Below are 22823 nucleotides of genomic sequence, written 5' to 3' on the forward strand. Positions count from 1 at the left end.
ATGGGGGTGCGGGCGAGATCGCCCGCGCGCACTCCGGCCGGGACGGAAGGCTAGGGGAGCAGACAGTTATGCGACAGGTTGCGAAAAAGGGCCTGATCACCGTAGCCGCGGCGAGCGGCGTTCTCGCCGTGACCGGCGGCTACGCCCAGGCGGCGGGTCCGGGGGCCGATGGTGGCGCCGCGTACTCGCCGGGCGTCGTCTCGGGCAACAACATCCAGGTCCCGGTGCATGTGCCGGTGAATCTGTGCGGGAACACGGTGAGCGTCATCGGCGTCTTCAACGGTGCCGGTGGGGGGCAGTGCGGCGGCGGCTCGGACGACTCGTCCGGCGGCGGTACCCAGGCCGGCGGTCCGCAGGCGCAGGGCAGCGCCAGTGACTCGTCGGGGATCGGTTCCGGCAACAACATCCAGGCCCCGATCGGCGTTCCGGTCAATGTGTGCGGGAACAGCATCAGCGCGGTCGGGTTCGGGAACACCAGCGACGGCGCGGACTGCACGGAGACGGTCCCGGCGGTGCCGGAGAACCCGGGTGAGCCGGGGGAGCCGGGCAACCCCGGTAACCCGGGCAATCCTGGGAACCCCGGTAACCCTGGGAACCCGGGCAATCCTGGGAACCCGGGCAACCCCGGAAACCCTGGTGAGCCTGGCAACCCCGGGAACCCAGGCAACCCCGGCAACCCGGGTGAGCCCGGTAACCCTGGGAACCCCGGCAATCCGGGCAACCCCGGTAACCCCGGGGGCTCGAACCCCGGCGGTGACTCGGATGACCCCGCTGAGCAGGCGGGAAACCACGGCCTCGACCCGTCCGCGAACCTCGGCGGCAAGGAGCAGCTGGCGCACACCGGCGCCGGCCCCGTCGAGCTGGCCATCCCGGCCGCCGCGGGCCTGCTGCTGGCGGGCACGGTGCTCTACCGTCGGGCCCGCGCCGCGCAGCGCTGATCACACCTCGCGCTGCCAGGCAGGTGCGAGACAGGTGCGACAGGTGCTGAGCGTGCCGTGTGGTGGTCGTCACGCATCACCGGCCGTGCACCGCACATCGCGTACCGCACCTAGCGCACCGCGCACGCCACGCATCACCCACCGGATCACTCGCGCCGGGTGACCGTGGCATCACTCTCGGCGGGCCCCGCACCGAGCGGGGCCCGCTCCGCCTTGTCCCGGCCCGCTACCAGGTGGCCCGAAGCTGGCGGATGATCCGGCGCCGCAATCGCACTCTGCGGCTGCCGTCGGGGTTGAGTCTGAGGCGATCCAACTCCCAGTGTCCGTACTCAGCATGGTCGGTGAGCAGGCGGGTAGTGGCCTTGCGGGAAACCCCGCGCGGCACATACACATCACAGAATTCGTATTCCGGCATCGCATCTATTGTGCGGGAACTGCCCTGCTACGGATAGCGTCTGCACTATGTCTGATGCTGCGCAGCCATCCGCTGCCGAGGTACGCGCCGCTGCCGAAGCGGTGAAAGCCGCACTGGATCGTCACCTCGACGCTGTCGAACGCCGGTCGGGGGAAGGCGATCCGGCCGTCTACGCCGCGTTCAACGAACTGGCCGCGGCAGCCGAGGTCTACGACGAGCTGCTCTATGACGCCTACGACGAGGTGACGCCCTTCGAGATCCCTGGTGATGACCGCCTCCCTGCCTATGCCGGGCCGGAGGAGCCGAGCGCGCTGAGCGTGCTGATCCGCAGGGACTACGTCGTCGTCGAACCGCAGCGGCTGCTCTCGCAGGCGCAGCGGATCGCTGACCTGGATCCGGACATCGACACGGGGAACGACCGGCAGGGCGGCGCGGCCGCCGGGGAGAGTGTGCACACCGCCCTTGGCGTGGTCTTCGGCGAGTTCGAGGCCGATGAGATCGCCTCTCGCCACAAGGAGTTCGGCCTGGAGGAAGGCGACTCCACGCTCTGGGTGGTGGCGGCCGAGGAGGCCCCGGAGCCGGGGGAGTGGCTTTCGGCCCCCTTCGACCAGGCGGATCCGCATATGGTCGTGTGCCGCTTCGACATGAGCTCGGTCTTCGACGAGGAGCTCGAGGACGAAGAGCTCGAGGACGAGGACGAGCTAGAGGTGCTGGAGCCGGGCAGCTGAGCACCGCGACTCCGGACTGATCGCCCGGCCCCGGATCGCCCCGCCTCACGGTGGGGTGATCCGGGGCCATGGTGTTTCCGGGGGCCTGTCCCGGGCCGGGGCCGGGCCGCCGGTCAGCCCGCGGAACCGGCCGGGACCTGGGCCTGGAGCAGGGCGCGCAGCCGGGTGGTGCGCTCCTTGAAGGGGATCTCCGCCACCGCCCGGGGCAGCGCCCCCTCGGCGCCGTGGACCACCGACAGATGGCGCTCACCGCGGCTGAAGGCCGTGTAGATCCAGGCGCGGGTCAGCCCCGCCGCGGCGTCGCCCGGCAGCACCACCACGGCCGCGGGCCAGCGCGCTCCGGCCGCCTGGTGCGCGGTGAGGGCCCAGCCGTGCCGCACCAGCTCACCGACCTCCGCTCGTGGCACCACGACAGGGCTGCCCGCGCAGTCCAGCCGTAGCCCCTCGGCGTCCGCCGAGACCACCGTGCCCGGCACCGTACGGCCCGGGGCCGGGGTGTACGCCACGCGGTCACCCGGGTCGAAGCCGCCGAACTGGCCCGGGCCGGGGTTGAGCCGGGTCTTCAGGGCGGCGTTGAGCGCGCGGGTGCCGGCCGCGCCACCGTGGCCCGGGGTGATCACCTGGGTCTGCTCCGCCGGGATGCCGATCGCACGGGGCACCGAGTCGGCCACGAGCTGCACCGTGCGGTGCACCGCCTCGCCCGCGTCCCGCACGGGCACGATCACGACCTCCTTGCCGGGCGCCTCCACCTGGTTGAGCTCGCCGATCCCGATCCCCGAGACCAGCTCGCCGATCGGGCCCGGGTCGGGGGTGCGGGAGACGACCTGCGGGCAGCGGCGGGCCGCCACCAGATCCGCGAAGACCCGGCCGGGGCCGGCCGACCACAGCACCCCGGGATCCCCGCTCAGCACCAGACGGGCGCCGTCCGGCAGCGACTCGACGAGCATCGCGGCCGTCTCCACATCGAGCTGCGGGGCGTCCAGCACGGCGAGCAGATCGAGCGCGAGCGCGCCCTCCTCGTCGCGTCCGGGGCCCTCGGCGTCGGCCAGCAGCCCGGCGACGGTGACGGCCGCGGAAGCGGCCTCCGGGCCGGCGCCCGGGGTCTCGCTCAGGGCTGCGGCCAGCCGCCGCCTGCCGTCCTCGCTGTGCGCCGCCGCGAAGGCCCGCAGGCCCAGGGCGCGGGCGGCGGCGACCAGCGCCGCCGGTTCGGCGCGCGCCGCCTCGCCACCGCTGTGGGCGACCAGGCCGTGGGCCGCGGCCGTACGGATCAGCTCCGCGGCCGAGACGGTCGGCGCGGAGGCGGCCGCGGCCTCCCACTGGGGGGCGCCGGGGCCCTCCGCGGGGGCCTCGCCGTCTTGCGGTGGGACGAAGGTGCTCGCCAGCCGGGCGAGAGCGTCGGCCAGGCTCTCCTCCGCCAGGGCATAGCGGTCCAGCCCCAGCAGCACCCGCACCGGCTGCTCGGCGTCCTCGTCGTCGGCCGCCTGGGGACGGGCCCCCGGCGGGGCGTCGAGCGCGTCCTGGAAGACCAGCACCGCGCCCTCCGCGATCGCGGTGCGCAGCGCCTCGTCCGGGTCGGGCACGGACACCTTGGCGAGCGCGTCGCGCAGCGTGGACGACTCCAGGGCGGTGTGTCCTTCGAGGGCGGCGCGCTCCAGCAGCCAGCCGGTGAGCGCCAGCGCACGGCGCTCGTCGCCGGGCTCGCAGGCCGGGCCGAGGAGGGCGCGGGCGAAGCCGTCCGCCTGGTCGGGGCGCACCCCGGGCACGGTCAGCAGCTGCCAGGGGTCCTCGCGCAGCGCCTCGGCGGCGCGCTCCCCGAGCGTTTCGGCGACCGGCCCGGCCAGGGTTTCGGGCGCTCCGCCCGCCGCGAGCACCTGCCGGACGTCCCCGCTGCCGGGGATCTCGCCCCCTGGCCCGGGCGCCGGACGGGCCGACGGCGGGCGCACGGGAGCGGGCGCGGGTGCGGGGGCCGCCGCACGGGGCCGCTCGCGCTCGGGCGCGGCGGGGGCGGCAGAGGCGCCGGGCGCCGCCGGACGGCGCGCGGGGGCCTCGTTGAAGAACGACGCCGCCGACCGCTCACCGCTCTCCACGGCCCGTACGGCAGCGGCCAACGCCTCAGCCGCCGCCGACCGCCGCCCCTTCCCGCCCGCACCGTCATCGGAGGCAGCCGGAGCCTGCTCACGGTCGACGCCCCCGCCGCGGGCGCCCGCTCCCGTAGCGGAACCGCCGGCGTCGCCTGCCGGGGGCTGTTCGCCGTCGGCGCTTCGGGGGCCGTGGGTGCCCGTTCCGGCGGCGGAAGCCTCGGTGGCGTCGCCCCCGCCTCGTGCGGCAGCCGTGGCCCCCGCGTCGTTCTGGTCCGCAGGCGCGCCGCCGCCGGGCCCGCCCTGTCCGGCGGCTGCGGAAGCACCGGTTCCTGCGCCCGCGCCCGGGGCCGCGTCAGCGGTCGCCTCGGCTGGGCCCGGCGCTTGCGGGCCCCCGGAGTCCTGGCCCGCCTCTGGGCCGCCGGATGCGCCCTGTCCGGCGGGCGGGGTCGGCTCCCGATCGGCGCTCCCGCCGCGGGCGCCCGCTCCCGTAGCGGAACCGCCGGCCCCGCCTGCCTGGGGCTGTTCGCCGTCGGCGCCTCGGGGGGCGTGAGAGCCCGTTCCGGCGGCGGAAGCCTCGGTGGCGTCGCCCCCGCCCTCTGCGGCGGCCGCCGCCCCCGCGTCGTTCCGGTCCGCCCCCGCGGGAGCGCCCACGCCGCCGGGCTCGCTGTGGTCGCCCGGGGTGTGGTCCGGATCCGTCGCGGCTCCGGTGTGGTCCGGATCCGTCGCGGCGGCGGCAGGGCCTCCGGGCCCGCCCGGGGCCGGGGTCCCGGTGCCGCCCGGCTCCGCCGGCTCGGCGGGATGGGGCTCGGCCTCCTCGGGCGCGGATGCGGCCTCGCCGGCGAGGCGGTCGGTACTCACAGCGTGCTCCAGTCCTGATCGGGATAGCGGTGCACGGGCGCCGACACATCGTCGAGCGCCTGGCAGATCTCGTCCGGAAGACTAAGGCTCTCCGCCGACAACGCCGCTCTCAGCTGCTGGGCGTTGCGCGCGCCGACGATCGGCGCGGTGACACCCGGGCGGTCGCGGACCCAGGCGAGCGCCACATTGAGCGCGGTGGTCGCCAGGCCGTCGGCTGCTATGGCGACCGCCTCGACGATCCGGCTCGCCTCCTCGTCCAGATACGGGGCGACGAAGGCCGCGAGCTCGGAGGCGCCGCGCGAGTCGGCGGGCGTCGTATGGCGGTACTTGCCGGTGAGCACACCGCGGCCGAGCGGTGAGGACGGCAGCAGCCCGACGCCGAGGTCGAGGGCGGCGGGCAGCACCTCGCGCTCCACACCGCGCTGGAGCAGTGAATACTCCATCTGTGTGCTGGCCAGCCGGGTGTGCGCGCCGGAGGAGGCCAGCTGCCAGGTGGCGGCCTTCGCGAGCTGCCAGCCGCTGAAGTTGGACACCCCCACATAGCGGGCCCGGCCGCTGCTCACCGCGATGTCGAGCGCCTGCAAGGTCTCCTCGAGCGGGGTGAACGGGTCGAAGGCGTGCACCTGCCACAGGTCGACATAGTCCGTGCCCAGCCGCTCCAGGGAGGCGTCCAGCGCGCCCAGCAGATGGCCGCGCGAACCGTCGAAGCGGCGGTCGGGATCGGGCACGCTGCCGGCCTTGGTGGCGATCTGCAGATCACGCCGCGGCAGCAGCCCCTCCAGCAGCTGCCCCAGGAGGTATTCGGCGCCGCCGTCCGCGTAGACATCCGCGGTGTCGACCAGTGTCCCGCCCGCCTCCCAGAACGCCTTGAGCTGATCCGCGGCGTCGTGTTCGTCCGTGTCCCGCCCCCAAGTGAGCGTGCCGAGCCCGAGCCGGGAGACGCGCAGGCCCGTGCGGCCGAGGTGCCTTAGCTCCATGAACATCGAGATTACTGTCCGGATAGCGAGCCGTGGCAGCCTGTGGATAACCCACCCCTGACGTATCCCGGCCATGCGCGCTAGAGTCCCCGGAACAGCGACGTTACTGATCAGTAAGGGGTGCGGTATGAGGCTCGGGATCAACCTCGGCTACTGGGGCGCCGGAATGGACGCGGACAATCTCGAGGTCGCCCGCGAGGCCGACCGGCTCGGCTATTCCGTCTGCTGGGCCGCCGAGGCCTACGGTTCGGACGCGGCCACGGTCCTCGCGTGGGTCGCCGCGCAGACCGAGCGCATCGACGTCGGCTCCGCCATCTTCCAGATTCCGGCCCGTACCCCCGCCATGACGGCCATGACCGCCGCCACCCTCGACACCCTCTCCGGTGGCCGCTTCCGCCTCGGGCTCGGCGTCTCGGGGCCGCAGGTGTCCGAGGGCTGGTACGGGACGCGGTTCGACAAGCCGCTCGCCCGCACCCGCGAGTACGTGGAGATCATCCGCAAGGCGATGTCACGCGAGCGGCTGACGCACGAGGGCCAGAACTGGACGCTGCCGCTGCCCGACGGCCCCGGCAAGCCCCTCAAGCTGACCGTGCACCCGGTGCGGGAGTACATCCCGCTGTACATCGCGGCCATCGGCCCGAAGAACCTGGAGCAGACCGGCGAGATCGCCGACGGCGCCCTGGTCCTCTTCTACGCGCCCGAGCACGCCGAGGCGACCACCCTCAGCTCGCTGCGCGCGGGCCGGGAGAAGGCGGGCAAGGACCTGGAGGGCTTCGACGTGGTGCCCACCGTCCCCATGGCCCTCGGCGACGACGTCCGCTCCCTCGCCGACCAGTTCCGCCCGTACACGGCGCTGTACGTGGGCGGTATGGGCAGCGCCAAGCAGAACTTCTACAACAAGCTCGCGCAGCGCATGGGGTACGAGAAGGAGGCGGCCGAGATCCAGGAGAAGTACCTCTCCGGGGACAAGGAGGGCGCCGCCGCGGCCGTCCCTCACGAGCTGATCGACTCCACTTCGCTGCTCGGCCCCGTCGAGCGCATCGCGGACCGCATGCAGGCGTACGCCGAGGCCGGGGTCACCACCCTGTCGCTCACCCCCGCGGGCTTCACGCTTCAGGAGCGCCTCGCCGGGCTGCGGGCGGGCGTGGAGGCCCTGGAGCGGGCCGGAGTCGCGTAGCGCCGTGGCAAGCCGCACAGAGGCCGTCGAAGACCCTTGAGGAGTCGGCTTTCGGCTGATGCGTGGGCTCGGCGCCGCGCGCCCGGACAGTTCTGCGGCCGTGGTGGGGGCTCGGGGGTCTTCCCCGCCACGGCCGTCATCCAGCACAACGCCTCCGCCGCCCAGGAGTTACGGGGGCGCGGCACCCAACGCGGTCCTCCGTTCGGCCGAGCCGTACGCCTGAGCTGTTGCCGCCGCGCCCACCGGGCCGTTGACTTTTTCTGCGCAGCCCCTGCGTGGATGTCGGCACGGAAGCGCACGGCGGCGCACGACAAGCGCACGGAGGTGGCGGCATGCTCTCGGCGAAAAGCGTGTTCCAGGAGATCCTCGACAACGACGAGTCGTTCCGGCTCTTCTGCTCCGTGGCGGCCAGCGGGGAGGCCCAGGGAGGCTGGGAGAACGGCCGGATCGCCGCCCTCGTGCCCGAGAGCCTGCGCGACCTCGCCCCCAAGATCGCCCGCCATGGCGCCGACGAGGACAAACACGGCCGGATCTTCAACGCCCTGCTGAGCAAGCGCGATCTAGAGCCCATGGAGGTGCCGCGCGAGGCCGACTACACGATGCTCCTGGAGGCGCGCGGCATCGGCCTCGCCCATGACAAGCTGCGCCGCGACGAGCCGCTCACCGAGCACGACATCGTGATCTACCTCGCCCACAGCCGGGTCACCGAACAGCGCGCCTCCGCGCAGATGGTGATGTTGCGCAGGTACTTCGGCGACCACCCCGACCTCGGCCGCGCCGTGCGCATGATCGCCGAGGATGAGGACAACCACCTCGCCTACTGCCACGAGGAGCTGCTGCGCCTGGCCGCTGCCGGACACGGCCGGACCATCCAGCGGGCGCTGCGGGAGAGCGCGCTCGTCGAGCTGGAGGTCTACCGGGACGTCAGCCTGGCCGTGATGGCCCACATGGGGCGCGTCCTCGGCTGGCCCAAGCCGAAGTCCGCGCTGTTCGCGGCCGGGATCCACGCCCTGCACATGTACGAGCGGCTGGGCGGCTGGCGGCGCATGGTGTCCCTGCGGATGCCCGAGCGGCGCAACGCGCTCGGCGGGCCCGCGCAGAGCGCGTCCGGGGCATCCGAGGCGCCCGAGTTCGTCTGAGGCCGACGACGGGCCCGCGGGCGCGCCCAGGGACAGGTGCAGGCGCAGGGACAGGTGCAGGCTCAGGGACAGACGTAGGCCCGGGGACAGTTGCCGTCAGTCGGCCCGCCGATCGGAGTGAGTCGCCGGCTCAGAGCCACCCGCGGCGCTTGAACCAGCGGTACAGCACGGCGATCACACCCACCATGAGCGCGACCACCCCCGGGTATCCCCAGGGCTGCTTCAGCTCGGGCATATGCTCGAAATTCATGCCGTAGATCCCGGCGATCATCGTCGGCACCGCGGCCATCGCCGCCCACGCCGAGATCTTCCGCATGTCGTCGTTCTGCCGCACGCCCATCTGCGCGAGATGGGCGGAGAGGATGTCCGACAGCAGCCGGTCGAGCCCCTCCACATGCTCGTTCACCCGGGTCAGATGGTCGCTGACATCGCGGAAGAACGGCCGGGAGCCCTCGTGCACGAACGGCACCCCGGCGCCGGTGAGCCGCTCCATCGGCTCCCCCAACGGCCCAGCCGACCGGCGGAATTCCATCACCTCGCGCTTGAAGGCGTAGATCCGGCCGGCGGTGTTCTGCCCGGCGCCCGCGTTCGGGGCGAACACCTCCGTCTCCAGCCCCTCCAGATCCCCGTGCAGCGCGTCGGCCACGTCCAGGTAGTGGTCCACGACCGCGTCGGAGACCGCGTACATCACCGCCGTCGGACCGTGCTGCAGCACCTCGGGCCTCTTCTCCAGCCGGTCCCGCACCGTGCCGAGCGGATTCGCTTCGCCGTGCCTCACGGTCACCACGAAGGAGTCACCGACGAAGACCATCAGCTCACCCGCTGTGACGGTGCCGGCCTTGTCGTCGTACTGGATCGGCTTGAGCACCAGGAACAGCGAATCGTCATAGACCTCCAGCTTCGGCCTCTGGTGGGCGCACAGGGCGTCCTCCACGGCCAGCGGATGAAGTCCGAACTCGCTGGTGACCAGCTCGAACTCCTTCTCGGTCGGCTCATGCAGGCCGATCCACAAGAAGGCGTCCCCCCTCGCGCGCGCCTCGTCGAGGGCGTCGGAGAAGTCGGCGGGTCCCTCGGTGCGGCACCCGTCCCGGTAGATGGCACAATCCACGATCACGCAGCGCATTCTGCCTCGCGTGATGGCGGTACGCACAGGGGGCCCTTGTGCGGGATCGGTGCGCATGCCCGCTGAGCGGCGGCGGAGGGGTCGTAGGGTGGCAGGCATGCCCATGCTGATCCTCGTCCGGCACGGCCGGTCCACCGCCAACACCGCGGGCGTCCTGGCGGGCTGGACTCCCGGTGTCGCCCTCGACGAGCGCGGTGCGGCCCAGGCCGCGGCGCTGCCCGGCAGGCTGGCCGGGCTGCCCCTGGCCGCCGCCGTCACCAGCCCCCTGCAGCGCTGCCGGGAGACGCTGGCCCCGCTGCTCGCCGCCCGTCCCGAACTGCCGCTGCACCCCGACGACCGGATCGGGGAGTGCCACTACGGCGACTGGTCGGGCCGTAAGCTCGCCGAGCTCGCCGATGAACCACTGATGAACATCGTCCAGCAGCATCCGTCGGCCGCCGCCTTCCCCGGTGGCGAGTCCATGCGCGCCATGCACACGCGCGCGGTCGAGGCGGTGCGCGACTGGAACGCCCGGATCGAGCGGGAGCACGGCGCCGACGCGGTCTATCTGATGTGCTCCCACGGGGACGTCATCAAGGCCATCGTCGCGGACGCCCTCGGACTCCATCTCGATCTCTTTCAGCGGATCTCGGTCGAGCCCTGCTCGGTCACCGCGATCCGGTACACCCCGACCCGGCCCTTCGTCGTCCGGCTCGGCGACACCGGCGACTTCGCGGGGCTGGCCCCGCGCGAGCAGACCACCGGCGACCGGGGCGGGGACGCGGCGGTGGGCGGCGACGCGGGAGCACCGTGATCTCCGTGCGCAGTAGGGTGGTGCCGCGGTGCGAGGGCGCCGTGACAGCCCTGACCGGGCGGTCGTGGCCCCAGCGGTCAGCAGTCAGTCAGCCGAGCAGTCGAACCAAAATGGAGCAGGACGTTGTCCCGTCAGGTGTTCCTCTATGACCCGCCGGACCGTTTCGTCGCCGGTACGGTCGGGCTGCCTGGTCGCCGTACCTTTTTCCTGCAGGCGTCCGCCAGTGGCCGGACCACCAGTGTCGCCCTGGAGAAGACGCAGGTCGCCGCGTTGGCCGAGCGGATAGACGAGCTGCTGGACGAGGTGGTGCGCCGCACCGGCGGAAACGCCCCGGTCCCCGCCGTCGCACCGACCGAACTCACCGACACCGCACCGCTGGAAGCCCCGGTGGAGGAGGAGTTCCGGGTCGGCACCATGGCACTCGCCTGGGACGGCGAGGAGCAGCGGATGATCGTCGAGGCACAGGCGCTGGTCGAGCTGGAGGCCGAGTCCGAGGAGGACCTGGCCGAGGCCGAGGAGCGGCTGCTCCAGGACGATGTGAACGGCCCGCCCATGCTGCGGGTGCGGCTCACCGGGACGCAGGCGCGGGCGTTCGCCAAGCGCGCCCTGGAGGTCGTCAACGCCGGCCGGCCGCCCTGCCCGCTGTGCAGTCTGCCGCTCGACCCGGAGGGACACGTATGTCCGCGCCAGAACGGATACCGCCGCGGAGCCTGACGCCGCCCACCCGTCTCCCATCACCACCCGGGGCGGAGGCTTCGCGCCTCTTGTCCCCGTCCGAGCTGCTGGCTCTCGGTGAGCTGACGGTGCGGGGACAGGTCCGGGAGGCGTCCAACGCGGTGCTGTACTGCACGGTCGAGTACGACGGCCACAGCGCCCCTTGCGTCTACAAGCCGGTGGCCGGGGAGCGGCCGCTGTGGGACTTCCCGGACGGCACGCTCGCCCAGCGCGAGGTCGCGGCGTACGAGATCTCCGAGGCCACCGGCTGGGGCCTGGTGCCGCCCACCGTGCTGCGCGACGGGCCGTACGGGCAGGGGATGTGCCAGCTCTGGATCGAGGTCGAGGCGGCCCCCGACGGGGTCGACGGCGACGGATCCGCGGACGGCGACGGATTCGCGGACGGCGACGGCGAGGGGTCCGGGGAGACCGGGGGAGCGGAGCTGCTCGCGCTCGTCGAGGGCGACGAACCGGGCCCCGGCTGGAAGGCGATCGGCTACGCCGAGGTGGGCGAGGGCCGTACGGCGCTGCTGGTCCACGCCGATGACGTACGGCTGCGCCGGCTGGCCGTCCTCGACGCGGTGATCAACAACGGCGACCGCAAGGGCGGCCATCTGCTGCCCGCGGCCGGTGGCCGGCTCTATGCGATTGATCACGGAGTGACCTTCAACGCCGACGACAAGCTGCGCACGCTGCTGTGGGGCTGGGCCGGGGAGCCGCTGCCGGACGATGTGCTGGAGGTGCTGCGCCGGTTGGCGGACCAGCTGGCCGACGGCGGCGCGCTCTGCGCCCGGCTGGCGGAGCTGATCACCGGGGCCGAGATCGAGGCCCTGAGGGCCCGTGTGGCCACGCTGTTGCGGACCGGGAAGCACCCCGAGCCCAGCGGCCAGTGGCCCGCCATCCCCTGGCCGCCGGTCTGAGACCACCTGTCCGAGGCGTCGGTCCGAGGCCCCGGTCCGAGGCCCCGGTCCGAGGCGGCCGGGTCCGCTCCGGGTCCGCCGCCGGTCTGAGCGGACTGGCCCGTTCCGCCTCCGTGCGGCGCTCCGGCGCGTCCCCGCCCGGCGGCGGTGGAACGCGGCTCAGGGGGCTATGCAGCTCACGGGCGCATCCACAAGACCGCCGATCCGGCCAACACCGCTGGTCCGGTTCGTATGCGGACGCTGCATCCGGTTACGCTCATTGCATGTATGCCTGGCCCGCTTCTGAGGTTCCCGCCCTGCCCGGCAGTGGCCGGGACCTGAGCATTCACGACACCGCGACCGGGGGACGGATCACTCTGACCCCCGGTCCCGTCGCGCGCATCTACGTCTGCGGGATCACCCCGTACGACGCGACCCACATGGGTCATGCCGCGACCTACAACGCGTTCGACCTCGTTCAGCGCGTATGGCTCGACACCAAGCGCCAGGTTCACTACGTCCAGAACGTCACGGACGTCGACGATCCCCTGCTGGAGCGGGCCCAGCGGAACGGCGACGACTGGACGGCCCTCGCCGAGCGCGAGACCGCCCTCTTCCGCGAGGACATGACGGCCCTGCGGATGCTGCCCCCGCGCCACTACATCGGCGCCGTCGAGTCGATACCGGGCATCGTGCCGCTCGTGGAGCGGCTGCGCGACCTGGGCGCCGCCTATGAACTCGAGGGCGACATCTACTTCTCCGTGGAGTCCGACCCCTCCTTCGGCTCGGTCAGCCGGCTCGACGCCGAGGCCATGCGGCTGCTGTCCGCCGAGCGCGGCGGCGACCCGGAGCGCCCCGGCAAGAAAAACCCGCTCGACCCGATGCTGTGGATGGCCGCCCGTGACGGCGAGCCGAGTTGGGACGGCGGATCGCTCGGCGCCGGCCGCCCCGGCTGGCACATCGAGTGTGTGGCCATCGCCCTGGACCACCTCGGCATGGGCTTCGATGTGCAGGGCGGCGGATCCGATCTCGCCTTCCCGCACCATGAGATGGGCGCCTCGCACGCCCAGGTGCTCACCGGTGAGCGGCCGTTCGCCAAAACGTATGTGCACGCCGGAATGGTGGCCCTGGACGGCGAGAAGATGTCCAAGTCCAAGGGCAATCTGGTCTTCGTCTCGGCGCTGCGCCGCGACGGTGTGGACCCGGCGGCCATACGGCTCGCGCTGCTCGCCCACCACTACCGCGCGGACTGGGAGTGGACGGACGGGGTGCTGCGGGAGGCCGAGGAGCGCCTCGGGCGCTGGCGTGCGGCCGTCTCGCGGCCGGACGGGCCCTCGGCCGCCGCGCTGGTGGAGGAGATCCGCGAGGCGCTCGCGAACGACCTGGACTCCCCGACCGCCCTGGCCGCCGTCGACCGCTGGGCCGCCGCGCAGACGGCCACCGGCGGTACGGACGAGGGGGCGCCCGGGCTGGTCTCGCGCGCCGTGGACGCGCTGCTGGGCGTGGCCCTCTGACGCGGCGTCGTATCGCCGCACCGTCATGACGGTGAACGCGTGAGCCCGCGCCGGGACCCTCCCGGCGCGGGCTCGTCGCCGCTTGCCGTGTGCCGTTCCACGGGCTGACGTGGGGGCGTGCGACGCCGGGCGTCATGCGGGCCCGTGCACCGTGCGCCGGTGCACCGTGTGGAGCGTGGCGTACCCGCGCGGCGGCGCGGTGGTGGGGCTACCGGCCGGAGCCGGACCCCTCGTCCCCGTCGCCGCCCCGGTCCGTGCCGCCCTCCTCGCGGCGGGAGGCGTCCTGGCCCTCGCCGCCCTGAGCACCCTGGGCGTCGTCCGGACCCTTGGCGTCGTCCTCGGCGCCGCCGGTGTCCTCGGCGTCGTTGGCCACCTCATCCCTGGGCGACGGCTTGCGCGGCCGCCCATGGCCCGTGGAGGGATCCCGCAGATAGGGGGCGCCGGGGCCGCCCGTGCCGCCCTCCGCGAGACCGCCGGTCTCGGTCGCGTGGCCGCCCGGGCCGGGCTGGCCGTCGCGCCGCCGCAGATAGCGCTCGAATTCGCGGGCGATGGCCTCGCCCGACGCCTCCGGCAGCTCGGCGGTGTCCCGCGCCTCCTCCAGCGACTGGACGTACTCGGCGACCTCGCTGTCCTCGGCGGCCAGCTGGTCCACGCCCAGCTGCCAGGCCCGTGAGTCCTCGGTCAGCTCGCCGAGGGGGATGCGCACCGAGATCAGGTCCTCGAGGCGGTTGAGCAGCGCCAGGGTGGCCTTCGGGTTCGGCGGCTGCGAGACGTAGTGCGGCACGGCCGCCCACAGGCTCACCGCCGGGACGCCGGCGTGGGCGCAGGCCTCCTGGAGGACTCCGACGATCCCGGTCGGGCCCTCGTAGCGGGTCTCCTCCAGGTCGAGGCTGCGGGCCAGGTCCGCGTCGGAGGTGACCCCGCTGACCGGCACCGGCCGGGTGTGCGGGGTGTCGCCGAGCAGTGCGCCGAGGATGACGACCATCTCCACGCCCAACTCATGGGCGTAGCCGAGGATCTCGTTGCAGAACGACCGCCAGCGCATGCTCGGCTCGATACCGCGCACCAGCACCAGGTCCCGGGACTTCTCCCCGGTGTCCGCCCGGACCACCGAGAGCCGGGTCGTCGGCCAAGTGATCTTGCGCACGCCGCCCTCCAGGGCAACGGTGGGCCGGTTCACCTGGAAGTCGTAGTAGTCCTCGGCGTCGAGCGAGGCGAAGACCTCGCCCTTCCACTCCCGGTCCAGGTGCCCGACCGCGGTCGAGGCGGCGTCTCCGGCGTCGTTCCAGCCCTCGAAGGCACAGATCATGACCGGGTCGATCAGCTCGGGAACCCCCTCAAGCTCGATCACCCAGCGCCTCCTTCCGACCGGGGCGGACGGATCGGTGCCGCCACCGGCTGCAGTTCCCATTGCGTGCCACCCAAGCCTACGGCTTTCCGGTGCTCCGGCCGCAGCCCCTGTCCAGGACCACTAAGAGATTCATCCGATCTGTCCTTGGAAAGTTCCGGCGTACCTCTGGACGAAACCCTTCGCGCAGCGCTATACATCGGATCATCGCGAAAGGTCCGATGTTCTCTCTCGCGCATCGTTTCAGGGAGCCCCCATTGAGTCTGCGTCCATCCGTCACCGAGCTCGAGGTCCATGACATCCGGTTTCCCACCTCGGAGCAGCTCGACGGCTCGGACGCCATGAACCCGGACCCCGACTACTCCGCCGCCTATGTCGTGCTGCGCACGGACGCGGGGGAGGGGGCGGCGTCCGAGGGACACGGCTTCGTCTTCACCATCGGCCGCGGCAACGATGTCACCGCGGCCGCCATCCGCTCGCTCCGCCCCCATGTGGTGGGCCGCCCCGCGCCGCTGACGGCGGCCGATCTGGCCGCCCTGCACCGTGAGCTGACCCATGACTCGCAGCTGCGCTGGCTCGGGCCGGAGAAGGGCGTCATGCATATGGCTGCGGGCGCGGTGGTCAACGCCGCCTGGGACCTCGCCGCCCGGCAGGCGGGCAAGCCGCTGTGGCAGTTCCTCGCCGAGATGTCGCCCGAGGAACTGGTCGGCTTGGTCGACTTCCGCTACCTCACCGACGCGCTCACCCGTGACGAGGCGCTGGCCATCCTGCGCGCCGCCGAGCCCGGCCGCGCCGAGCGCGCCGCGCTGCTGCGCGAGCGGGGCTACCCCGCCTACACCACCTCGCCCGGCTGGCTCGGCTACTCCGACGAGAAAATGATCAAGCTGGCGCAGGAGGCCGTCGCCGACGGCTTCGGCCAGATCAAGCTCAAGGTCGGCGCCGATCTCGACGAGGACCTCCGGCGGATGCGGATCGCGCGCGAGGCGGTCGGCCCCGATGTGCGCATCGCCGTGGACGCCAACCAGCGCTGGGACGTGGCGGAGGCGGTGCGCTGGATGAGCGCCCTGGCGCCGTACGACCCGCACTGGATCGAGGAGCCCACCAGCCCGGACGACGTCCTCGCCCACGCCGCCATCCGCGCCGGGCAGCCGGTCAAGGTCGCCACCGGTGAGCATGTCGCCAACCGGGTGGTCTTCAAGCAGCTGCTCCAGGCCGAGGCGGTCGACTTCGTCCAGATCGACGCGGCGCGGGTCGCCGGGGTGAACGAGAACCTGACGATCCTGCTGCTCGCCGCCAAGTACGGACTGCCGGTGTGCCCGCACGCGGGCGGCGTCGGGCTGTGCGAACTCGTCCAGCATCTGGCCATGTTCGACTTCGTGGCCGTATCGGGCAGCTGGGACGACCGGGTCATCGAGTATGTCGACCACCTCCACGAGCACTTCGCCGATCCCGTGGTCATCGAGTCGGGCCGCTACCGCACCCCGACCGCCCCGGGCTTCTCCGCCCGTATGTACCCCGAGTCGATCGCCGCCTACCGCTATCCGGACGGACCCGAATGGCGGGCCCGCCTCGCGGGGCCCGAACCGGCGCCGCCCGCATCCGCACCGCCCGCATCCGCACCGCACGCACCCGCACCCGCACAGCCCGTACGACAGGAGGACCACCAGTGACCACCGGCGACTTCGAAGGGCTGGCCGCGCTCGTCACCGGCGGCGCCTCCGGTATCGGCGCCGCCATCGCCGCCACGCTGCGCGACCGGGGAGCGCGGGTCGCCGTGCTCGACCGCGACCCGTCGGGCGCCCCGGACGGCACGCTGGCGCTCAAGGCCGACGTCACCTCCGACGAGGCGATCAGGAGCGCGGTGGACGCGGCGGTGACCGAGTTCGGCGCCCTGCACACCCTCGTCGGCAACGCGGGCATCGGCGCGATCGGCAGCGTCGAGGACAACTCCGACGAGGAGTGGCACCGGCTGCTGGACATCAATGTGCTGGGCCTGGTCCGCACCGCGCGGGCCGCGCTGCCCCATCTGCGCGCCGCCGCGGCCGACCGGCCCGGTGCCGTCTCCATCACCCACACCTGCTCGATCGCCGCCACCGCCGGGCTGCCGCAGCGCGCCGCCTACAGCGCCAGCAAGGGCGCGGTGCTCTCGCTGACCCTCGCCATGGCCGCCGACCACATCCGCGAGGGGGTCCGCGTCAACTGCGTCAACCCCGGCACCGCGGACACCCCGTGGGTCGGCCGGCTGCTCGACCAGGCCCCCGATCCGGCGGCCGAGCGCGCCGCCCTGGAGGCCCGTCAGCCCACCGGACGGCTGGTCTCCGCGGATGAGGTGGCCGCCGCCGTCGCGTATCTCGCCAGCCCCGCCGCCGCGGCCGTCACCGGCACCGCGCTGGCCGTCGACGGAGGGATGCAGGGACTGCGACTGCGCCCCGCCTCCTCCTGAGACACCGTCTCCACCCCGGACAGCGCCGCCACTGTGGACAACGGCCTCGCCCGACGCTACTCCCGAGACCAGCACCACCCGCACCACTCGACCCAGAACGACCAAGGACGGGACTCGATGACGAGACTCCGCACCACCGGCACCGCCGCCTGCGCCGTGCTGCTGGCCGTCGCAGCGCTCACCGGCTGCAACCGAGAGAGCAATGGCGCCGGCGGCGGCAAGGTCGGCATCGACATGCCGCGGACGGACACCGACTTCTGGAACTCCTACCAGCAGTACCTGGAGAAGGGTGTCGACAAGGGCACCGTCTCCGCGCTGCCGCTGTCCAACTCCCAGAACGACATCTCCAAGCTGGTCGCCAACGTCCAGGCCTTCACCGACCAGGGCGCCAAGGCGATCGTCATGGCACCCCAGGACACCGGCGCCATCTCCTCCACCCTGGAACAGCTGGAGGAGAAGAAGATCCCCGTGGTGAGCGTGGACACCCGGCCCGACTCCGGCAAGATCTACATGGTGGTCCGGGCCGACAACCGGGCGTACGGCACCAAGGCGTGCGAATACCTCGGCGAGAAGCTGGGCGGCAAGGGCCGGGTCGCCGAACTCCAGGGCGACCTCAGCTCCATCAACGGCCGGGACCGCTCGCAGGCGTTCGCCTCCTGCATGAAGAAGAAGTACCCCGGCATCAAGGTGCATGAGCTGCCCACCGACTGGAAGGGCGATGTGGCCTCCGCCAAGCTGCAGAGCCTGCTGGCCCAGCACAAGGACATCAACGGCATCTACATGCAGGCGGGCGGCGTCTTCCTGCAGCCCACGCTCGCGCTGCTGGAGCAGAAGCGGCTGCTGAAGCCCGCCGGTTCGGACAAGCACATCACGATCATCTCCAACGACGGGATACCCGAGGAGCTGGACGCGATCCGCTCCGGGAAGATCGACGCCACGCTCTCCCAGCCCGCCGACCTCTACGCCCAGTGGGCCCTGAACTACGCGAAGGCCGCTCTGGACGGCAAGACGTTCAAACCCGGCCCCACCGACCACGGCTCCAACATCGTCAAGATCGAGAACGGGCTGGAGGACCAGCTCCCGGCGCCGCTGGTCACCAAGGAGAACGTCGACGACAAGAAGCTGTGGGCCAACCAGCTCGAGAAGAAGTGACCATGGGCACGGTCGAGCAGCCCGCCGTGGTGCGGGCCCAGGGTGTCGTCAAACGGTTCGGTCCCACCGTCGCCCTGGACCAGGCCCGGCTGGCCGTACGGCCCGGGGAGGCCCACGCCCTCGTCGGGCGCAACGGGGCGGGCAAGTCCACGCTGGTGTCCGTCCTGACCGGGATGGAGCGCCCGGACGAGGGCGAGGTGACCTTCGGGGGCGAGCCCGCCCCCGGCTACGGCGACACCGCCGCCTGGCAGCGCAAGGTGGCCTGCGTCTACCAGAAGTCGATGGTGGTCCCGGACCTGACGGTCGCCGAGAACCTCTACCTCAACCGCTTCCCGGGGGCGCGCCACATCCGCTGGCGCGCCCTGCGCGAGGACGCCCGCGCGCTGCTGGCCGAGTACGGCGTGGAGGTGGATCCGCAGACGCGGGCGAAGGACCTCAGCGTCGAGCAGCGGCAGTTCGTGGAGATCGCCCGGGCCCTCTCCTTCGGCGCCCGGCTGATCATCCTCGACGAGCCCACCGCCCAGCTCGACGCGGGGGGTATCGACCGGCTCTTCGCCAAGCTGCTGGAGCTGCGCCGGCAGGGGGTGGCCTTCCTGTTCATCTCGCACCATCTGCAGGAGGTCTACGAACTCTGCGACACCGTCACCGTCTTCCGTGACGCCCGGCATGTGCTCACCGCCCCGGTCGCCGACCTCCCCAAGGAGGAGCTGGTGGCGGCGATGACCGGGGACGACGGCGCGGCGCCCGGAGGCGACTCCCGGGCCGTCGTCCGCGCCCCCGTCGCCCGTAAGGAGGCCGACCCGGGCGGGGAACCGGTGCTGCGCACCGAAGGGCTCACCCTGGAGGGCGAGTTCGACCCGCTGGACCTGGTGGTGCGCCCCGGCGAGGTGCTCGGCCTGGCCGGGGCCACCGCCAGCGGCAACACGGCGGTCGGCGAGACCCTGGTGGGCCTGCGCAAACCGGCCGGCGGGCAGCTTTCGGTGCGCGGCCGCCCGGTGCGCCCCGGCAGCGTGCCGCACGCCATCGACGCGGGCATCGGCTACGTCCCGGAGGACCGGCACGACCAGGGCCTGGTCCTGGGCCGCAGCGTCGCCGAGAACGCCACCTTGACCGTCACCGACCAACTCGGGCCCTACGGCACGGTGCTGCCCTCCCGGACCCGCGCCTTCGCCCAGCGGATGATCACCTCACTGGACATCAAGACCTCGGGCCCCTCGCAGCCCGTTTCGGGTTTGTCCGGCGGAAATCAGCAGAAGGTCGTCATCGCGCGGGCGCTGGCCCGTGAGCCCAGCGTGCTGGTTGCCATCCGCCCGACCGCCGGGGTGGACGTGAAGTCCAAGGACGCCCTGCTCGGCGTCGTACGGGACGTCGCCGCGGCCGGGAGCGGCGCGGTCATCGTCTCCGACGAACTGGACGATCTGCGGGTCTGCGACCGGATCCTGGCCTTCTTCCACGGGCGGGTGGTCGCGGAGTTCGACAGCGGCTGGAGCGACCGCCAGCTCGTCGCCGCCATGGAGGGCATGACGGAGCCGGGCACCGACGGCACGGCGGGGGACACAGAAGACCGCACAGAAGGAAGGCAGTCATGACCGATACCGCACGCCAGCAGACCGCCGAGGCGGTGGCTGACGGCCCGGCGGGGCGGGGCCGGCCGCGGATCGACATCGCGCGCTGGCGCGATCTGTCACTGGTTCCCGTGATCTTCGTCCTCGGGGTCATCGGCTTCATCGTCTCGCCCGCCTTCCTCACCGAGGACAACCTGATCGGCGTCGTCCAGCAGTCCACCGAGCTGGGGCTGCTGGTGCTGGGCGAGGCGCTGATCCTGATCAGCGGGCGGATGGACCTCTCCCTGGAGTCGACCATCGCCGTGGCGCCGGTGATCGCCCTGTGGCTCGTCCTGCCCGATCACGGGGCGCGGTTCGAGGGCCTGGGGCTGCTGCCGGTGTGGACCGCCATACCGCTGTGCCTGGCGGTCGGGGCGCTGATCGGCGCGGCCAACGGCTTCCTGATGCTCAAGCTGCGCGTCAACGGCTTCATCGCGACCCTGGGCATGCTCACCATGCTGCGCGGACTGCAGGTCGGCGTCGCCGAGGGCCAGTCGATCGTCAACGTCCCCGAGTCCTTCCGCTACCTCGGCAAGGCCGACTGGCTGGGCGTGCCCGCCGCCGTGTGGATCTGCCTGGGGCTGTACGCCCTCGGCGGCCTGGCGCTGGGCTATCTGCGGCACGGGCGCGCGCTGTACGCGATCGGCGGCAACCCCGAGGCCGCGCGGGCGGCGGGCATCCGGGTGGACCGGATCACCTGGATCGTGCTGAGCGTCGGCGGCCTTCTCGCCGCCTTCGCGGGCATCCTCTACACCGGCCACTACGGCTCGGTCGCCGCGACCCAGGGCAACGGCTGGATCTTCCAGGTCTTCGCCGCGGCGGTCATCGGCGGCATCAGCCTCAAGGGCGGCCGCGGCACGCTCTTCGGCGCGCTCACCGGCGTGCTGACGCTGCAACTGGTCGTCAACGTGATGACCCTGGGCGGGGTACCGCCCCTGTGGAACCAGTTCATCAACGGCTCGATCATCATCGTCGCGCTGATCATCTCCCGCTACGCCAGCGGCGAGAAGCAGGACTGAGAGCCGGTCGGGAGGAAGCCATGGTGGGCGACGGAGGACGGGCCCCGAGCGGCCCGCGCGAACTGGGGCGCTCGGGGGTGCGCGTACCACCCCTGGGCCTTGGCTGCGCGCCGCTGGGCAATCTCTACGAGCCGGTGCCGGAGGAGCGCGCGAGGGACACCGTAAGGGCGGCGTTCGACACCGGCCTCACCTATATGGACACCGCGCCGCACTACGGCGTCGGTCTGTCCGAGGAGCGGCTGGGGCGGGTGCTGGCCGGGCGCGAGCGCGCCTCGTACACCCTCTCCACCAAGGTGGGGCGACGGCTGCGGCCGCGCGCCCCGGGGGAGCCCGTCCAGGCGGACGGGTTCGCCGACACCCCCGACCGGGTCCGGGAGTGGGACTTCACCCGGGACGGCATCCGCGCCACCCTCGAGTCCTCCCTGGAGCGGCTCGGGGTCGACGCCCTGGACATCGTCTACGTGCACGATCCGGAAGACCACATTCGTGAGGTCTACGAGACGGGCTTCGCGGCGCTGGCCGAGCTGAAGCGGGAGAAGCTCGTCCGGGCCATCGGTTTCGGCATGAACCACAGCGACCTCCTCGCCCGGTTCGTCGCCGACTTCGATGTGGACGTCGTGCTGTGCGCCGGCCGCTGGACGCTGCTGGACCGCACCGCCCACGACGATCTGCTGCCGGTGTGCGAGCGGCGCGGCACCGCCGTGGTGGTCGGCGGGGTCTACAACTCCGGGCTGCTCGCCGACCCCGCCCCCGGGGCCCGCTACGACTACCGGCAGGCGCCGCCCGAGCTCCTGGCGCGGGCCCAGCGGCTGGCCGAGGTGTGCGCCGAGTACGGGGTGCCGCTGCGGGCCGCCGCGCTGCGCTTCCCCTTCGGCCATCCCGCGGTGGCCGCGGCGGTGGTCGGCTGCGCCACCCCGGCCGAAGTCCGGGACAACGCCGAGCTGTTCACCCACGACATCCCCGATGAGCTGTGGCAGGCTCTGGTGGCGCGCGGGCTGCTCGACGAGGACATCCCGCTGCCGGTCCCGACCCCCGAGGAGTGACCTTGCCTCGCCGTATCGACGCCCACCACCATCTGTGGGACCTGACCCGCCGTGAGCAGCCCTGGATGGACGGCCCCTGGGCCGAGCCCATCCGCCGCACCTTCACCCCGGACGACCTCGCCCCGCATCTGGACGCCCATGGGATCGGCGCCACCGTCGTCGTCCAGTCCAGCTCCTCCGTCGAGGAGACCCGTGAACTCCTGGCCCTGGCGGGCGGGTCGGACCGGATCGCGGGCGTCGTCGGCTGGGCCGGCCTCACCGATCCCGGGGTGGGCGAGGTGCTCGCGGAGCTGGCCGCCGGGCCCGGCGGCGACCGGCTGGTCGGCCTGCGCCACCAGGTGCAGGACGAGCCGGATCCGCGCTGGCTGGACCGCGAGGACGCCCGCCGCGGGCTCGCCGCCGTGGCCGACGCGGGGCTGGTCTACGACCTGCTGGTCACCCCGCGCGAACTTCCCGCGGCCATCGGCGCCGTCCGCGAGCTGCCGCAGGTGCGCTTCGTCCTCGACCACGCGGCCAAGCCGCCCGTGGCGAGCGGTGAGCGCGACCTCTGGGCCCGGCAGCTCACCTCGCTCGCGGCCCTGCCCAACGTCGACTGCAAGCTGTCCGGACTGGTCACCGAGGCCGACTGGGACGGCTGGAAGCCGGACCAGGTGCTGCCGTACGCGCGGCACGTCCTGGACGCCTTCGGGCCCGGCCGGGTGCTCTTCGGCTCCGACTGGCCGGTGTGCCTCCTGGCCGCGACCTACGAGGAGGTGGTGTCCCTCGCCGAGCGGGCCACCCTCCACCTCGGCGAGGACGAGCGCGCAGCCGTCTTCGGCGGCAACGCGGCCCGCGCCTACGGCCTCCGGCCGTAAGGCG

The 22823-nt window shown here is 72.8% G+C and carries 20 protein-coding genes; 15 read left to right on the top strand and 5 right to left on the bottom strand.

Annotated elements, in window-relative coordinates:
• The first annotated feature begins 68 nt into the window (after nucleotides 1–68).
• A complete protein-coding gene (locus J8403_RS33940) occupies nucleotides 69–938 on the top strand; it encodes a chaplin (protein WP_211126487.1) in 870 nt (289 codons plus the stop codon).
• Nucleotides 939–1164: 226 nt separating this feature from the next.
• Here the strand turns inward: J8403_RS33940 and J8403_RS33945 are convergent, their stop codons facing one another.
• Complete coding sequence (locus tag J8403_RS33945) at nucleotides 1165–1353, bottom strand: DUF5703 family protein (RefSeq protein WP_014059547.1); 189 nt, start codon at nucleotides 1351–1353, stop codon at nucleotides 1165–1167.
• Between the two features lie 47 nt (nucleotides 1354–1400).
• Here J8403_RS33945 and J8403_RS33950 point away from each other — a divergent pair, with 47 nt between their 5' ends.
• Complete coding sequence (locus tag J8403_RS33950) at nucleotides 1401–2081, top strand: hypothetical protein (protein ID WP_211126488.1); 681 nt, start codon at nucleotides 1401–1403, stop codon at nucleotides 2079–2081.
• 113 nt (nucleotides 2082–2194) lie between these two features.
• Here J8403_RS33950 and J8403_RS33955 read toward each other — a convergent pair whose 3' ends face one another.
• Both J8403_RS33955 and J8403_RS33960 read right to left on the bottom strand, forming a co-directional pair.
• Nucleotides 2195–5020 (bottom strand): helix-hairpin-helix domain-containing protein, encoded by a 2826-nt coding sequence (locus J8403_RS33955; RefSeq protein ID WP_246586116.1) that lies wholly within the window; start codon nucleotides 5018–5020, stop codon nucleotides 2195–2197.
• Nucleotides 5017–5997 carry an aldo/keto reductase gene (locus J8403_RS33960; protein WP_059148632.1) on the bottom strand — a complete coding sequence of 327 codons (981 nt, stop codon included), beginning with the start codon at nucleotides 5995–5997 and terminating at the stop codon, nucleotides 5017–5019. Before J8403_RS33960 ends, J8403_RS33955 begins: the two co-directional genes overlap by 4 nt.
• Nucleotides 5998–6124: 127 nt before the next feature.
• Between J8403_RS33960 and J8403_RS33965 the strand changes: the two genes are divergently transcribed.
• Nucleotides 6125–7174 carry an LLM class F420-dependent oxidoreductase gene (locus tag J8403_RS33965; protein WP_211126489.1) on the top strand — a complete coding sequence of 350 codons (1050 nt, stop codon included), beginning with the start codon at nucleotides 6125–6127 and terminating at the stop codon, nucleotides 7172–7174.
• 332 nt (nucleotides 7175–7506) lie between these two features.
• Entirely contained in the window at nucleotides 7507–8313 is an 807-nt protein-coding gene (locus tag J8403_RS33970; RefSeq protein WP_211126490.1) for a ferritin-like domain-containing protein, read from the top strand.
• Nucleotides 8314–8443: 130 nt separating this feature from the next.
• Here J8403_RS33970 and corA read toward each other — a convergent pair whose 3' ends face one another.
• Nucleotides 8444–9436, bottom strand: coding sequence for a magnesium/cobalt transporter CorA (corA, locus tag J8403_RS33975; RefSeq protein ID WP_211126491.1), 993 nt, complete (start codon nucleotides 9434–9436; stop codon nucleotides 8444–8446).
• A 97-nt stretch (nucleotides 9437–9533) separates the two neighbouring features.
• Here corA and J8403_RS33980 point away from each other — a divergent pair, with 97 nt between their 5' ends.
• The 4 genes from J8403_RS33980 (at nucleotide 9534) to mshC (ending at nucleotide 13356) form a co-directional block, all read left to right on the top strand.
• Nucleotides 9534–10229, top strand: coding sequence for a histidine phosphatase family protein (locus J8403_RS33980; protein ID WP_211126492.1), 696 nt, complete (start codon nucleotides 9534–9536; stop codon nucleotides 10227–10229).
• Between the two features lie 123 nt (nucleotides 10230–10352).
• Nucleotides 10353–10943 (top strand): DUF3090 domain-containing protein, encoded by a 591-nt coding sequence (locus tag J8403_RS33985; protein ID WP_078640529.1) that lies wholly within the window; start codon nucleotides 10353–10355, stop codon nucleotides 10941–10943.
• Nucleotides 10907–11863: an SCO1664 family protein gene (locus J8403_RS33990; protein ID WP_211126493.1), complete on the top strand. Its 957-nt coding sequence runs from the start codon at nucleotides 10907–10909 to the stop codon at nucleotides 11861–11863. The genes J8403_RS33985 and J8403_RS33990 overlap by 37 nt, the downstream gene beginning before the upstream one ends.
• Nucleotides 11864–12126: 263 nt before the next feature.
• Nucleotides 12127–13356 carry a cysteine--1-D-myo-inosityl 2-amino-2-deoxy-alpha-D-glucopyranoside ligase gene (gene mshC / locus J8403_RS33995; protein WP_211126494.1) on the top strand — a complete coding sequence of 410 codons (1230 nt, stop codon included), beginning with the start codon at nucleotides 12127–12129 and terminating at the stop codon, nucleotides 13354–13356.
• A 208-nt stretch (nucleotides 13357–13564) separates the two neighbouring features.
• Here mshC and J8403_RS34000 read toward each other — a convergent pair whose 3' ends face one another.
• The gene (locus tag J8403_RS34000) at nucleotides 13565–14707 is read right to left on the bottom strand and encodes a PAC2 family protein (protein WP_211126495.1); all 1143 of its coding nucleotides are present in this window, start codon (nucleotides 14705–14707) and stop codon (nucleotides 13565–13567) included.
• Nucleotides 14708–14925: 218 nt separating this feature from the next.
• On the opposite strand from J8403_RS34000, the gene J8403_RS34005 reads away from it, so the two are divergent.
• The 7 genes from J8403_RS34005 to J8403_RS34035 all read left to right on the top strand — a co-directional run bounded on the left by J8403_RS34005 (nucleotide 14926) and on the right by J8403_RS34035 (nucleotide 22819).
• Nucleotides 14926–16374: an enolase C-terminal domain-like protein gene (locus tag J8403_RS34005; RefSeq protein ID WP_425519852.1), complete on the top strand. Its 1449-nt coding sequence runs from the start codon at nucleotides 14926–14928 to the stop codon at nucleotides 16372–16374.
• Complete coding sequence (locus J8403_RS34010; protein ID WP_211126496.1) at nucleotides 16371–17147, top strand: SDR family NAD(P)-dependent oxidoreductase; 777 nt, start codon at nucleotides 16371–16373, stop codon at nucleotides 17145–17147. Before J8403_RS34005 ends, J8403_RS34010 begins: the two co-directional genes overlap by 4 nt.
• Before the next feature lie 117 nt (nucleotides 17148–17264).
• Nucleotides 17265–18299 (top strand): sugar ABC transporter substrate-binding protein, encoded by a 1035-nt coding sequence (locus tag J8403_RS34015; protein ID WP_208517858.1) that lies wholly within the window; start codon nucleotides 17265–17267, stop codon nucleotides 18297–18299.
• Nucleotides 18300–18301: 2 nt separating this feature from the next.
• Complete coding sequence (locus tag J8403_RS34020) at nucleotides 18302–19888, top strand: sugar ABC transporter ATP-binding protein (protein ID WP_211126497.1); 1587 nt, start codon at nucleotides 18302–18304, stop codon at nucleotides 19886–19888.
• On the top strand, nucleotides 19885–20922 hold the full coding sequence (locus tag J8403_RS34025; protein WP_059148622.1) for an ABC transporter permease: 1038 nt from the start codon (nucleotides 19885–19887) through the stop codon (nucleotides 20920–20922). Before J8403_RS34020 ends, J8403_RS34025 begins: the two co-directional genes overlap by 4 nt.
• Before the next feature lie 20 nt (nucleotides 20923–20942).
• The gene (locus J8403_RS34030) at nucleotides 20943–21965 is read left to right on the top strand and encodes an aldo/keto reductase (RefSeq protein ID WP_211126498.1); all 1023 of its coding nucleotides are present in this window, start codon (nucleotides 20943–20945) and stop codon (nucleotides 21963–21965) included.
• A gap of 2 nt (nucleotides 21966–21967) precedes the next feature.
• Nucleotides 21968–22819 carry an amidohydrolase family protein gene (locus tag J8403_RS34035; RefSeq protein WP_211126499.1) on the top strand — a complete coding sequence of 284 codons (852 nt, stop codon included), beginning with the start codon at nucleotides 21968–21970 and terminating at the stop codon, nucleotides 22817–22819.
• Nucleotides 22820–22823: the final 4 nt, after the last annotated feature.

It is taken from the genome of Streptomyces yatensis (assembly GCF_018069625.1).
Classification (GTDB): domain Bacteria; phylum Actinomycetota; class Actinomycetes; order Streptomycetales; family Streptomycetaceae; genus Streptomyces; species Streptomyces yatensis.